10 protein-coding genes and 1 rRNA gene are annotated in these 13,254 nt (G+C 61.6%); 3 read left to right on the top strand and 8 right to left on the bottom strand.

Annotated elements, in window-relative coordinates; genetic code table 11:
• The 4 genes from rimI to DNK06_RS21885 all read right to left on the bottom strand — a co-directional run bounded on the left by rimI (position 1) and on the right by DNK06_RS21885 (position 3,984).
• Positions 1–453: a ribosomal protein S18-alanine N-acetyltransferase gene (rimI, locus tag DNK06_RS21900; RefSeq protein WP_131182114.1), complete on the bottom strand. Its 453-nt coding sequence runs from the start codon at positions 451–453 to the stop codon at positions 1–3.
• Complete coding sequence (locus DNK06_RS21895) at positions 450–1,253, bottom strand: energy transducer TonB (protein ID WP_131182113.1); 804 nt, start codon at positions 1,251–1,253, stop codon at positions 450–452. Before DNK06_RS21895 ends, rimI begins: the two co-directional genes overlap by 4 nt.
• 141 nt (positions 1,254–1,394) lie before the next feature.
• Entirely contained in the window at positions 1,395–2,639 is a 1,245-nt protein-coding gene (locus DNK06_RS21890) for a saccharopine dehydrogenase family protein (protein ID WP_131182112.1), read from the bottom strand.
• A 247-nt stretch (positions 2,640–2,886) separates the two neighbouring features.
• Positions 2,887–3,984, bottom strand: coding sequence for a carboxynorspermidine decarboxylase (locus tag DNK06_RS21885; protein WP_131182111.1), 1,098 nt, complete (start codon positions 3,982–3,984; stop codon positions 2,887–2,889).
• A gap of 297 nt (positions 3,985–4,281) precedes the next feature.
• Between DNK06_RS21885 and mksB the strand changes: the two genes are divergently transcribed.
• The 3 genes from mksB to mksF all read left to right on the top strand — a co-directional run bounded on the left by mksB (position 4,282) and on the right by mksF (position 9,247).
• On the top strand, positions 4,282–5,526 hold the full coding sequence (gene mksB, locus DNK06_RS21880; protein WP_131182110.1) for an Mks condensin complex protein MksB: 1,245 nt from the start codon (positions 4,282–4,284) through the stop codon (positions 5,524–5,526).
• Between the two features lie 194 nt (positions 5,527–5,720).
• The gene (gene mksE, locus DNK06_RS21875) at positions 5,721–6,416 is read left to right on the top strand and encodes an Mks condensin complex protein MksE (protein ID WP_131182109.1); all 696 of its coding nucleotides are present in this window, start codon (positions 5,721–5,723) and stop codon (positions 6,414–6,416) included.
• The gene (gene mksF / locus DNK06_RS21870) at positions 6,413–9,247 is read left to right on the top strand and encodes an Mks condensin complex protein MksF (protein WP_131182108.1); all 2,835 of its coding nucleotides are present in this window, start codon (positions 6,413–6,415) and stop codon (positions 9,245–9,247) included. Before mksE ends, mksF begins: the two co-directional genes overlap by 4 nt.
• Before the next feature lie 56 nt (positions 9,248–9,303).
• On the opposite strand, the gene DNK06_RS21865 is transcribed toward mksF, so the two are convergent.
• From DNK06_RS21865 to rrf, 4 genes are all read right to left on the bottom strand, one after another.
• Positions 9,304–11,601 (bottom strand): PqiB family protein, encoded by a 2,298-nt coding sequence (locus tag DNK06_RS21865; protein WP_131182107.1) that lies wholly within the window; start codon positions 11,599–11,601, stop codon positions 9,304–9,306.
• A complete protein-coding gene (locus tag DNK06_RS21860; protein WP_131182106.1) occupies positions 11,594–12,217 on the bottom strand; it encodes a paraquat-inducible protein A in 624 nt (207 codons plus the stop codon). The genes DNK06_RS21865 and DNK06_RS21860 overlap by 8 nt, the downstream gene beginning before the upstream one ends.
• Positions 12,204–12,863 (bottom strand): paraquat-inducible protein A, encoded by a 660-nt coding sequence (locus DNK06_RS21855; RefSeq protein WP_131182105.1) that lies wholly within the window; start codon positions 12,861–12,863, stop codon positions 12,204–12,206. Before DNK06_RS21855 ends, DNK06_RS21860 begins: the two co-directional genes overlap by 14 nt.
• 312 nt (positions 12,864–13,175) lie before the next feature.
• A 5S ribosomal RNA gene (gene rrf, locus DNK06_RS25555) occupies positions 13,176–13,254 on the bottom strand; the annotation flags it as partial.

Genomic DNA, 13,254 nt, shown 5'->3' with positions numbered 1-13,254 from the left:
TCATTCGACCAGAGTGCAAGCCATCACCAGGGCGTCTTCACGTCCCCCCGGCGCCGGATAGTAATCACGTCGCCGGCCGATTTCATTGAAGCCGTAGCGCTCGTACAGACGGTAAGCGGCCTGATTGCTGGAGCGCACTTCGAGAAAGCACTCGCCGGCCTTGAGCTGAGCGGCGCGCTCCATCAGTTGTTCCAGCAGACGCAGGCCCAACCCGCGGCCCTGGCTTTCCGGTTTGACGGTGATATTGAGCAGATGCGCTTCGTCGATGATCACGTTGATCACCCCATGGCCGACCTGCTGGCTGCCTTCGAACATCAACCACACTTCGTAGGACTTCAGGCTGTCGAGAAAGATGCCGCGCGTCCACGGATGGCTGAAGGCCGCGTACTCGATCTTCAGCACCGTATCGATATCCGCCTCGGTCGCCCGGCGGAAGGAAATCGCATCACTCATGCCGACGCCTCCAACCAGCGCCGCCTAACCCGTTGCATGGCCTGCCACAGCTCTCGTTTGCGCTGTGGCTCATCCATCAACAGCTCCAGGCCGGGCAGCGCCCAGGCGGCACCCAGCTCTTCGACCTGCAGCTCGCGGTTGTAGGCATCGCCATCTGCGTCGCCCGCGAAGCGAATAGCCGGCAAGCCGATCAGCCACAGGCAGGCGCAGGGCTCCTGCTCTTCCAGGCGCGCACCGATGAAACTCTGCACGAAGTCCAACGCCGCTTGCGGCCCCTGATCCATATTGCCGCGCACCAGCAGCGGCCAGCGCACTGGCTCGCCGATGATCTGCGGGCTGTCCGGCAGGCCGGCGGCGCGCAACAGATCCTTGAGCAGCAGGTAGGCCGGATCGCGACTCTGAAAAGGCTCGCCAGTCGGCAGCTCGACCAGCAGCGCACAACTTCCGGCGCGCAACAACTGCAGGGCGAAACGCGGCGGGGGGGCCGGTCGTTCACGAGGCGGCGGCGCACTGACTTCGGCAGTCGTCGCAGGCTCATTGGCCCTGGTTGCGGAGCCGGGCTTGAGCACCTCGATGCGTGGCCGCTCGCGAACCACCTCGTTGCTTGCCGGAACGACCACAGGCTCCGGCGGCCTCGCCAGTGCCTGGGGTGGCGCGACGACTTCAGGCTCCGGCTCTGGCTCGAAGGAAACCAGCAACTCGGGCCGCGAAGGCGCCGCGAAAGGCAATTCGACACGGGGCAGCCAACTGGCCACTTGCATGGCATCCAGATAGGCGCGGCGTCGCAGCTCGGTGTTCAAACGTCAGGTACCCGGTACTTCGATTTTCAAGGGCGCTGATTGTCGCGTGAATCGTCTGCTGCGGGTAGCCCCAATGTCCAAACCAGCGCCCAAAGAAAAAGGATCGCCGAGGTGATCCTTTTTTCGTTCATCGGGCTAGGCTCAAAGCGCCTGATCCCAGGGGCGATCGCCGTGCTCATCCTTGATGCGCGTCGGCAGGCCCATCACGTCCAGCGCCTTGAGGAACGGCTCGGCTGGCAGCTCCTCGACGTTGACCATGCGCTGCACGTCCCACTCGCCACGGGCGACCAGCAGGGCAGCTGCCACGGGCGGTACGCCCGCGGTGTAGGAGATGCCCTGACTGTCGGTCTCGGCGTAGGCTTCTTCGTGGTCGGCGACGTTGTAGATGAAGACTTCGCGCGGCTGGCCATCCTTGCTGCCTTTGACCAGATCGCCGATGCAGGTCTTGCCGGTATAACCCGGCGCCAGCGAGGCGGGATCGGGCAGCACGGCCTTGACCACTTTCAGCGGCACGACCTCGAGGCCTTCGGCAGTCCTGACCGGTTGCTCGGAGAGCAGGCCAAGGTTCTTCAGTACGGTGAACACGTTGATGTAGTGCTCGCCGAAACTCATCCAGAAACGCACATTCGGCACGTTCAGGTTCTTGGAAATAGAGTGCACTTCATCGTGGCCGGTCAGGTACAGGTTCTGCTCGCCGACGACGGGCAGATCATCGGTACGCTTGACCTCGAACATGCTGTTGGTCGTCCACTGGCTGTTCTGCCAGCTGTAGACCTGCCCGGTGAACTCGCGGAAATTGATCTCCGGGTCGAAATTGGTGGCGAAATACTTGCCGTGGGAGCCGGCATTGACGTCGAGAATGTCGATCGAATCAATGCGGTCGAAATGCTGTTGCTGGGCCAGCGCCGCATAGGCATTGACCACGCCCGGATCGAAGCCCACGCCGAGAATGGCGGTGACGTTCTTCTGCTGGCATTCCTCGAGGTGTTTCCACTCGTAGTTGCCATACCAGGGCGGCGTTTCGCAGATCTTGCCCGGTTCTTCGTGAATGGCGGTGTCCAGGTAGGCAGCGCCGGTATCGATGCAGGCACGCAGCACCGACATGTTGAGGAAGGCGGAACCGACGTTGATGACGATCTGCGATTCTGTCTCGCGGATCAGCGTCCTGGTCGCTTCGATATCCAGTGCGTCAAGCGCGAATGCCTTGATCTCGGCCGCCTGTTTCAGGCTGCCCTTGGCATGCACGCTGTCGATGATGGCCTGGCATTTGGAGATGTTCCGTGACGCAATGGCAATACGACCGAGTTCGTCGTTGTGCTGCGCACACTTGTGGGCCACCACCTTGGCGACACCTCCTGCACCAATGATAAGAACGTTCTTCTTCAATTGTTTCACCTCCTGAGTACTGCATTTCTATGACAGTTGCTGCGTTATCAAGAACCGGCTCACGAGAATCAGGCCTGTTCCATCCCGACATCGATGGCCGGAGTAAGGCGCAAGCGGACATTCGATTTGGTGGGCTTCATGACGTAGGGTGGACGACGCTTCACCCGTCCACCACTCTGCGATCGCAATGGTGGATGAAAAGAGCGTCATCCACCCTACGTCCGCTTCCGCCTTATAGCTGCCGCCTCTACGACAAGCTCGACAGGTAGTCTTCAAAACCAAACTCACGAACCACCTCGACGCTACCGTCGAGTTGTTTCACTACGATGGACGGCATTTTCAGGCCGTTGAACCAGTTTTTCTTGACCATGGTGTAGCCCGCCGCATCGACGAACGACAACCGATCGCCAATGGCCAGTGGACGATCGAATTGGTACTCACCGAAGATGTCTCCGGCCAGGCACGACTTGCCGCACACCATATAGGTGTGTTCGCCTTCGCTGGGCGCCAGCTTGGCATTGAGACGGTAGATCAGCAGATCGAGCATGTGCGCTTCGATGGAGCTGTCGACCACGGCCAGGTGCTTGCCGTTGTACAGGGTGTCGAGCACGGTGACTTCCAGCGATGCGCTCTGGGTGATGGCCGCCTCGCCAGGCTCCAGGTAGACCTGCACGCCGTATTTCTCGGAGAAGGCCTTGAGCCGCGCGCAGAACGCGTCCAGCGCATAGCCTTCGCCGGTGAAATGAATGCCGCCGCCGAGACTGACCCATTCGACCTTGTGCAGCAGGTGACCGAAGCGCTCTTCGATATGACCGAGCATCTGATCGAACAGGCTGAAATCGCCGTTCTCGCAGTTGTTGTGGAACATAAAGCCGGAGATCTGCCCGATGACGGCTTCGATCTTCACCGGATCCCACTCGCCCAGGCGACTGAACGGGCGCGCCGGGTCGGCCAGCAGATAGTCCGAACTGCTCACCTGCGGGTTCACCCGAAGGCCACGCACCTTGCCAGCGGCCGCCTCGGCGAAGCGCTCCAACTGGCCGATGGAGTTGAAGATGATCTTGTCGCAGTTTTCCAGCATCTCCTCGATCTCGTCGTCGGCCCAAGCCACGCTGTAGGCGTGGGTCTCGCCGGCGAACTTCTGGCGACCGAGCTTGAGCTCGTAGAGCGAGGATGACGTGGTGCCGTCCATGTACTGCTGCATCAGGTCGAACACCGACCAGGTGGCGAAGCACTTGAGCGCCAGCAGCGCCTTGGCACCGGAGTGTTCACGCACGTAGGCGATCTTCTCCATGTTGACCAGCAGCTTCTGTTTGTCGATGAGGTAGTACGGCGTTTTGATCATTGCGCAGTCCGTAATAAAGGTCGGCCAACAGGAGCCCGCCAGCCTCCTGAAAAAAGCGGACGCGAATTGTGCCGACAACCGACGCATATCGAAAGTCCATTGAGCATATTTTGTCCATTTGCGGATATTTCGGGCCGCGAACCGGACACACGATGATCGGTCGATCCGCCGCAGAGCATGCCCACCCGCCATGACGACCGCGTGACAAGCTCTCGTGATGCGCAGCGTGTCACTTAGAGCTTGGCGCCGCTTTCCCGTACAATTGGCGTTTTTTCGAAATCGAGCGACAGCCCCGCGATGATCGACCCCAAACGCGTATTGCGCGCCCTTGCCGAGCACTGGGCTCTGCTCGAACCGCTCTGCGAACGCTTCGATGCCGGCACCCTGAGCCTGGTGGAGTTGCGCAACCAGCTCACCGCCCAGTTGCCGCCGCAAAGCACCCCCGTGGATGTGACCGCCCTGCTCGATCAGTGGATCCGCCTGGACATCCTGGTGCCCGTGGCCAAGAGCCCCAACCGCTTCGAGCTGAACGCGCAGATCCACGACTTTCTCGCCTACCTGCGCCGCGAGCACCGCCTCGGCCTGTGCCTGGAAATCGAAGCCTATCTGCGCCATCTCGAGCGCCTGGCCGGCTATATCCAGGACGCCTTCGAGATTCGCGACGGCAACGATCTGGCCCGCCAGTTGCGCCTGCTCGACATGCGTGTGCGCGATGTTCTGAAGAAACTCGGCAACGATGAGCAGGCGCTGATGGGCGTGGCCGAACGGGCCAAGACCAGCGACCGGCAGATTCCCCTGCGTCAGCGTTATGCCGAAGTGCTGGCCACCTGGGATGAATACGTCGAGCCGATGATCCAGCTGGTCGCCGCCGACGGCGCCTTCGAGCAGGGCGTGCGCCGCGTCGAGCAGGTGTTGCTCAAACTGCTCGGCGAACAGCAACGTCTCGGCCAACTGGTCGACGACGACCTGCTGCTGCGCACTCACGCGCGCATCCTGGAAATGCAGACCACCGCCCAGCTGACACTGCGCAAGGCCCGCGAGCTCCTGCTACCGCTGCGTGAAGAGGCACGCCGACACAACGCCGTGACGCGTGGCGCAGCCCTGGCCCTGTCGGTGATCCGCAAGAAAGGCATCGATGCCGTCCCCCAGGCTGCCATGCCACTGTTCTCTCGGCCGCAGAGCAATTTCCTCGGCAGCGCGTCCCAGGTCGAGGCCTATGTCTACGCCCTGGCCCGCTTCGAGGCCAAGCCCAACCACTTTCCCAAGGCCAGCGGCAAGCGCAAGGGCGACAGCCCGCGTGCGCCGAAGACCGCGCGGGAAATGATCGAACGCTGCGAGCAGGCCCTGCCGCTGCCGGATCTGATGGTCTGGCTGCTGGAGCAGGAGCCCGAAGGCGCCACCGACGAACTGCTCTACTGGTTCTCGCGCCTGTCCCGGGAAAGCCGCTTCCAGCGCGATCGCCTGGAGCGCCGCCAGTACCTGACCCGCGAACACGAGGTGAGCCTGAGCTCCTTCGCACTGGTGGGCCGCCCCAATGCCTGAGTGCTGCGTAGGGTGGATCGGGGCGCGCAGCCAACGCTTTTTTGTCCACCTTGGCGACCGCCGGGCGGTGGACGGATGAAGCGACGTCCACCCTACCCCCAGAGCGGCACATGGACAACGCGCTATTTATCCACCATCGGCCACCACGAATCATCCGCTGCAGCCTGGGCTCCAGCTGCCAACGAGCATCGCATATGAACATCGACCTTAAAGAAATGACCCAGCTCGCGGCGATCTTCCGCGAACTGTTCAAGGGCTATCACCTGTCGCGCAGCGAGCCCGAATGCTACGCCCAGCTCTCCACCATGCAGGATCAGTATCGCGCCCTGTTCAGGGCGATGGGCTTCGAGCTGGTGTGCGACCCGCGCGGCTTCTACTACTTCGTGCCGGAGCAGGCTGCCGCCCAGGTCAACAAGACCGCCCAGCGTCTGGCGCTGTTCACTTTCATCATGGTCGAACACCTGGCCGATCAGGGGCGCGACCCGCTGTCGGTACTCGACGGTGGCAGCATCGGCCGCGATGAATTGCCGGCCCTGCTCGACAAGTACCGCGACCTGTTCCAGCAGGCCGAAGTCACCACCCACGAAGAGCTCGAAGACAAGATCATCCGCCGTCTGACCCAACTCGGTTTCGCCGAGGACAGCAACGGCGTGTACCGTTTTCTGCCACCGATGCATCGCTTTCTCGACGTCTGCCTGTCGGTGCAGCACGACCGCGACCTGGCGGCCAGCCTGCACAGCACGGAACTGTCGTTGCCGGCGCCGGTGCTGATCGACGATGACAGTGGTGACCCGATCATCACCCTCGACGATACCGTCGAAGAATCCGAGGAAGAGGCCATGGCACGTGCCCTGGCCGAAGAGCGCGCCGCACAGGAGCAAGACGCATGACCCAGGAACGCTACGGCATCCGCCGCTTCGCGCTGCTCAATACCGCCGGCTACAGCCTCGGCCTGTTCCCGCTGGAGAACCCGCTGTCGGTGTATGGCGCCAACAACCTCGGCAAATCCGCATCGATCAACGCCTTGCAGTTTCCGATCCTGGCACGCATGTCGGACATGAGCTTCGGCAAGTACAGCCTGGAGCAGTCGCGCAAATTCTACTTCGCCACCGACACCAGCTACATCCTCGTCGAAGTCGCCCTGCCCCACGGCCCACACGTGATCGGCGTGGCCGGGCGCGGGCCGGGTGGCGGCTTCGGCCACCAGTTCTTCGCCTACGCAGGCGAACTGGATCTGGATCACTACCAGCAGGGCGGTACCTGCCTGCGTCAGCGCGAGCTGTTCAAGAACCTCGGCCAGGCCGGTATCACCGCCTATGAGCTGAAGCCGGACGAACTGCGCCGACTGCTGGTCGGCGGACACACCAGCATTCCGCTGGATCTGACCCTGATTCCGCTGCGTTCGACCAGCGAGCAGAGCCTGAAGACCTTCCGCGCGCTGTTTATCAACCTTCTCCATATGAGGGAGATCACCGCGGCGAAACTGAAGCAGCTGTTCCTCGATGCCTTCGAGCACAGCCTGCGTTCCGGCAGCGTCGACTACATCGCCGCCACCGAAGAAGCCTTCCGCGATGTGCGCCGCATGGAGCAGGACTATCAGGCCCTGGTCACCGCCGGCCCGCTGATCGAGGCCCTGGCTTCGGGCGTCACCCAGCGCGAACACCTGCGCGGCAAGCTGCATCGCCTGTCGCCGCTGCTCGACTCGCTGCTCGGCACCTGGCACGACTACGCCGATGCCCGCAAGGAAGAGCTGGTGATTCAGGCCGAGCACTACCGCAACGAGCAGGACGGCCTGCAGAACGATCAGCGTGGCGGCACCCAGGAACTGATGCGCATGGAGCGCGAGATCAGCGAGATCCAGCGCTGGCTCGGCGAACTGGCGGTACTGAAGAACCGCTTCGCCCTGGTCGATGACGTCAAAGTGCTGGAAGCCCAGCTGCTTGCCGCCAAGGACGCCCACGATGAATTGGCCGGCGCCCTGGCTCAGTCCCGACAATTCTCCAGCGAAGACCTGGACGAGCGTCTGCGCGATCTGGAAAAACGCCTCAAGTCGGTCAAGCAGCAGCTCGACCACGCCGACAACAACAGCTATTCGCGCCTGCGTGAAGAATTCTCCCAGGCTGACGTCGATCGCCTGATGCGCCTGTTCAACGGCCAGCTGTTCAGCCTGCCGCTGGGCGAGAAAGGCATTCAGCTCGACGATAGCGACCTGTGGGTCAAATCCCTGGAAGCCATTCTCGACGGCTTCAAGGGCGAGCGCTTTCAGGTGCCCGGCCTGGACATCGACCTGTCGCACATCGAGCCGCCGGCCCTGCAGGCCCTGGCCGACCGCGCCGCCCTGCGCGACCAGAAGGATCGCCTCGACCGCGAATACAAGCAACTCAAGACCCAGCAGTCGGTCGCTGCCGACCGCGCCGCCAGCAAGGCCCTGGCCGAGCAGCTGTATCAGGCCGTGCTCGATGCCCAGAAGGCTCTGGAAGACTTCCGCCGTAGCCAGACGCTGACAGCCGAGGAAGACGGCAAGCTGGAGAAGCTCGCGCAACTGGAAGCCGCCCAGGACGAACTCAAGCGCGCCAGTGATGCCTTCACCGAGCGCGTCCAGCAGCTATCCGCCAAGCTGCAACTGGTCGGCCGTCAGATCGCCGACCTGGAGGCAAAGGAACGCACGCTGGAAGATGCCCTACGCCGTCGCCAGTTGCTGCCCGCCGACCTGCCCTTCGGCACGCCGTACATGGAACCGGTCGACGACTCGCCGGACAACCTGCTGCCGTTGCTCAATGACTACCAGGACACCTGGCAGGGTCTGCAGCGCATCGACGGGCAGATCGAAGCGCTGTACGCCCAGGTACGCCTCAAGGGTGTCGCCAAGTTCGACAGCGAAGACGACATGGAGCGCCGCCTGAAACTGCTGGTCAACGCCTACGCCCACCGCCAGGACGAAGCACTGACCCTGGCCAAGGCACGCCGTGCGGCAGTGACGGACATTGCACGGACATTGCGCAATATCCGCAGCGACTACGACAACCTCGAACACCAGTTGGCGCTGTTCAATCGCGAGATCAACAAGCGTCAGGTTTCCAACCTCTCGAGCTTCCGCATCGTCCTCGCACCGAACAAGGACGCTCTGCGACATATCGATCAGATCATTCACAGCGCTGGCCAGTACGAAGAAGGCGAAACCCTGTCGGTGTTCGACCTCAGTCAGTCCAGCGAACAGGATGCCAAGAACGAGGAGGCCAAGGAATACCTGGCGCGCCTGGTCGCCGCCAACGGCAACCAGTTGGGCCTCAAGGATCTGTTCGAACTGGCCTTCGAGATCACCAAGGTGCACGGTCAGCCAGTGATCCATACAGACATCGATGGCGCCGCTTCCAATGGCACCACGATGACCATCAAGGCGCTGACCAACATGTACCTGTTGCTGCACCTGATGGATCGCGATCAGGCCGGTCGTGTACGCCTGCCCTACTACCTCGACGAGGCGGCGGACATCGATGAGCGCAACCAGCAGGCGCTGATCGAAACCAGCCTGCAACTGGGCTTCGTGCCGATCCTCGCCTCGGTAAAACCCCAGGTATCGGCCACCGTGGCCATCGACCTGGAAGGTGGCAGCGGGCCGAACGGCATCTATATCGACGAAGCGGACTGGAAGTACATCAAGCGCCGCGAGCAAGCCGAAGCACCGGCAAGCAGCGAGCAGGATGCGGCCGAGCCGGCCTGATATCGCTGTACAACGCAAAAGGGCCGCATTAGCGGCCCTTCTCGTTTTCGGTCACATCATCTGGGTAGGCTTATCTTGGGTGCCCACTCCAGCCATTGCGGTTGCGACTCATCGAACAGCGCGAAGGTCTGCCCGGCTCTGGCCGTGTTGCTGTCACCCTCCGGGGTGGCAAAGGCAACGCCGCCAGCGATCAGGGTTTCCAGAGACTCGGTACGTACCGTCATGCCCTTGAACAAGCCAACATCAATACCGAAACCCGAGCTGTTCCAGAAACGGCTGCCGGTTTTCACCAACCCGGCATAACGCGGCTCGATAAGCACCTGAATCAGCACCCGATCCGCCGTGGCGCCCAGCTCGTAACCCGTTACCTTGCCGACCTGAATTTCCCGGTAGGTAACCGGCGCACCGGCCTTCAAAGAACCACGTCGCGCGGCACTCAGCACCAAGCGCAGGCCAGGTTCTTCGGCGACCTGCTCAGGCGGCTGCTCCAGCGCGACGAATTCGCTCTGCCGGCCGTTGCCTTGCCCCGACGGCAGTACTTCGATGTACTGACCACCGATCAACGTATCGAGGTTGGCAGCACCGGCAAGACTCAGCTCAGGCTTGACCACCCAGAAGCGCGAACCGGGTCGCAACACCTGCTGCGCCGCCGTGGTGATTCGGCCATGCAGCATTACCGCCTGCAGATCATCGGTCAGCTCTACACGTTCGATCTTGCCGATCGGCAGCCCCTTGAAGCGAATCTCGGTGCCGGGAGACAGACCGTCACCACGCGCCACGCGGATGCTCAGTACATCACCGTGCTGCATCGCCGCATCGCGGTCGGCATACAGGTTGAAACGCTGCACCCGCTTGGCTTCGGCCGGCGCTTTCAGGTCGTCGGTTTCAAAAGCGATGCCACCGGCCATCAGGGTCTGCAGGGATTCGCTCTTGACCTCGATACCGGACAAGCCGCCCTTGAGGGTTATGCCGCTGACATTCCAGAAGCGCGTGGTGCGATTCACCAGCCCGGCGTATTCCGGCTCGATGTGCACACCGAGCACCACCTGCTTGTTGTCCCTTGCCAGCTGAAAGCTCTGCACCGTGCCCACCTTCATCTGCCGATAGAGGATGGGACTGCCCACATCCACTGAACCGAGGGTGTCGCTGAACAGCACCAGGTGCAGGCCCTCGGCACCGAGATCCAATGGTGGCGCCTTGGCCCGGGCAACGAATTCACGACGCGGCGTCCCCCCCAGTTCACCGGGGCGAATGGCGATGTAGTTGCCTTTGACCAGCGCTTCCAGACCGGTGATACCTGCCAGGGAGATCGACGGTTTGACCACCCAGAACTGGCTGTCTTCGACCAGGTAATCCTCGGCCAGTGGATCCATGGCCAATTCGGCCGTGGCACTTTTCAGATCCGGATCGACCTTCAGGACTTTCAACGTTCCCGCCTGGATACCTTTGTACATGACAGGCGTGCGCCCGGCCTGCAGGCCCTCGAAGTCGGTCAGCTTGACCACCGCCTTGATGCCCGCCTGCGCGGCATCGAAGTCCTCGTAGAGCCGGAACGGCTTGCCCGGGTCGGTAGGCGGACTGTCCTTGCGATGCTCGGGCGTGGCGAAGGCGATACCACCGGCAACGATGCTGGCCAGGGATTCGCTGCGGAATTTAACGCCGGAGAAATTGGCGTCGACGCTGATGCCGCTGGCATTCCAGAAACGCGTATGTTTGCGCACGAGATCGGCATAGGCGGGCTCGATGAATACCTTCACATCGACCGAAGTCTGATCATCGGCAAGCTCATAGCTTTTCACCCGACCGACCTGGATCTGCTTGTAGAACACCGGGCTGTCACGGTTCAGCGAGCCAAGTCGCTCGGCCTTGAGTGTCAGGTGCAGGCCGGGCTGCTCATCCGATAAGGGCGGCGCCTGAGGCAGCGCCTGGAAATCATAGGTCGGCTCGCCGTTCCCTGGACTGACGGCGATGTAGTTCCCGGAGACCAGCGTCTCCAGCCCGGTGATACCGGCCAGGCTCACACTCGGCTTGACCAGCCAGAAGCGCGTGCCGGAACGCAGCTGGTACTCGACGTCCTTGCTCATCTCCAGCGTGGCGACCACACCACGCTGCTTCTCGCTCTGATCCAAAGCCAGGCCAGTGACCTTGCCGATCGACATGCCCTTGTAGACCACCTCGGTCTTGCCCGCCTCGATCCCTTCGCCGCTAGCGAATACCACCTGGATCTCGATGCCCGCCTCACTGTAGGCACGCCAACCCAGCCAGCCACCGATCAGCAGCGCGATCAGCGGCAACACCCATATCGCAGACCAGTTGGAGGCCGGACGCGTCCTGGCCGTGGGCAGATCATTCATGGTCGTCATCCGATTCCGTGTTATCCCAAATCAAGCGAGGGTCGAAGGTCAGCGCTGCCAGCATGGTCAGGATCACCACACTGGCGAAAGCCACCGCTCCCATCCCTGGCTCGACGCTCGCCAGGCTGCCGAATCTGACCACTGCCACGAGAATGGCGATGACGAAGATATCCAGCATGGACCAGCGGCCGATCCATTCGATGAAGCGGTACATCAAAATTCGTTGGCGAGCCGACATCGGCTGATGGCGCTGCACCGAATAAAGCAGCAGACCAATGCCGACCAGCTTGAAGGTCGGCACCACGATACTGGCGATAAACACCACCGCCGCAATCGGCAACATGCCATGACCGACCAGAGTGATGACGCCAGACATGATGGTGTCCGGCTGGCCCTTGCCGAGGGAATTGACCGTCATGATCGGCAGTATGTTCGCGGGAATATAGAGAATGGCCGCGGTGAGCAGCAGCGCCCAGGTACGCATCAGACTGTTGGGCTGGCGCGGGTGTATCCGCCCTCCGCAGCGCGAACAGAACTGTCGCTTCAGCTCAGGCTGGTGGCGGTTGAGTTGATGGCATTCGTGGCAGATCAGCAGCCCGGCATCAATGGCGCGCACTGACATCCTCCCCCGCCAGGGCTTCCCAGATCTGATTGGGCGACATAGTCACCTCCAGCCAGACCTGCACCAGTAGCAGCGCAATGAAACAGAGCAACCCGAAACCCAGAGAAAGCGCGGCAATATCGGCCAATTTGACGATGGAAACCAGAATGCCCATCAGATAGACCTCGAGCATGCCCCATTCACGCATGTGGTGATAGATGCGATACAGCAGCAATCCATAGCCACGGCCGAGCTTCAGGCTGATGCTCAATAGCACCAGTAACTGACAGAGAAGCTTGAGCAGCGGTACTGCCATGCTGCACAGAAACACCACAACAGCGATGCTCTGCATACCGCTGTCATACAGCCCGAGCACACCGCTCCAGACCGTATCCTGAGTGGTTTGCCCCAGCAGATTCAAATGCATGATCGGCAGGAAATTCGCAGGGACGTACAACAGAAGCGCCGCCAGCACCAACGCCAGGCTCCGGCGTACCACCTGGTGCCGATGGTTATATAGCTCGTAGCCGCATCGCGAGCATTCCACACGTTCACCATCACTGATGTGTGGCTTGCGCATCAGCAGGTCACACTCATGGCATGCGACCAGCTCCGTCAGAGGTACTTCAGCGAACGACTGCTGCTCGGCCGACTCGGGCATGGATGGAATTCTCGAAAGGATCGAACCATTCTAAACGAGACCCCGGTAGCTACGCACAGTTATGCCGATTATTTCCGCTTGCAAACATTTCCCGGGCATCACTTAGCTCAACACCAAGCTACGTTTGTTGCGTGTCAGGTCGGGCGCGCCTTTGTAGGAGCTGCGGGGGCGCCTAGCCTTGCCGGCGAAGCTCTTGAACCGCTGCTCGTCGGCAAGGGCAGGCGCTCCCCTGAACTGGGGCCCCAAAGACTTTTCCCAGCCCAAAAAGACGAAACCCCAGACCTCTGTCGAGATCTGGGGTTTCTAGTAGAAGCTTGACGATGACCTACTCTCACATGGGGAGACCCCACACTACCATCGGCGATGCATTGTTTCACTACTGAGTTCGGGA

Source organism: Phytopseudomonas daroniae, assembly GCF_004327285.1.
Taxonomy (GTDB): domain Bacteria; phylum Pseudomonadota; class Gammaproteobacteria; order Pseudomonadales; family Pseudomonadaceae; genus Aquipseudomonas; species Aquipseudomonas daroniae.
The sequence above is the reverse complement of the archived record's forward strand: the minus strand, read 5'-3'. Positions and strand labels throughout refer to the sequence as shown.

Excerpts from the sequence above, each read along its gene's own strand:
- mksE (WP_131182109.1), top strand. The coding sequence starts at position 5,721 with ATGAACATCGACCTTAAAGAAATGACCCAGCTCGCGGCGATCTTCCGC.
- DNK06_RS21855 (WP_131182105.1), bottom strand. The coding sequence starts at position 12,863 with ATGCCCGAGTCGGCCGAGCAGCAGTCGTTCGCTGAAGTACCTCTGACG.
- mksF (WP_131182108.1), top strand. The coding sequence starts at position 6,413 with ATGACCCAGGAACGCTACGGCATCCGCCGCTTCGCGCTGCTCAATACC.
- DNK06_RS21885 (WP_131182111.1), bottom strand. The coding sequence starts at position 3,984 with ATGATCAAAACGCCGTACTACCTCATCGACAAACAGAAGCTGCTGGTC.
- mksB (WP_131182110.1), top strand. The coding sequence starts at position 4,282 with ATGATCGACCCCAAACGCGTATTGCGCGCCCTTGCCGAGCACTGGGCT.
- DNK06_RS21865 (WP_131182107.1), bottom strand. The coding sequence starts at position 11,601 with ATGAATGATCTGCCCACGGCCAGGACGCGTCCGGCCTCCAACTGGTCT.
- rimI (WP_131182114.1), bottom strand. The coding sequence starts at position 453 with ATGAGTGATGCGATTTCCTTCCGCCGGGCGACCGAGGCGGATATCGAT.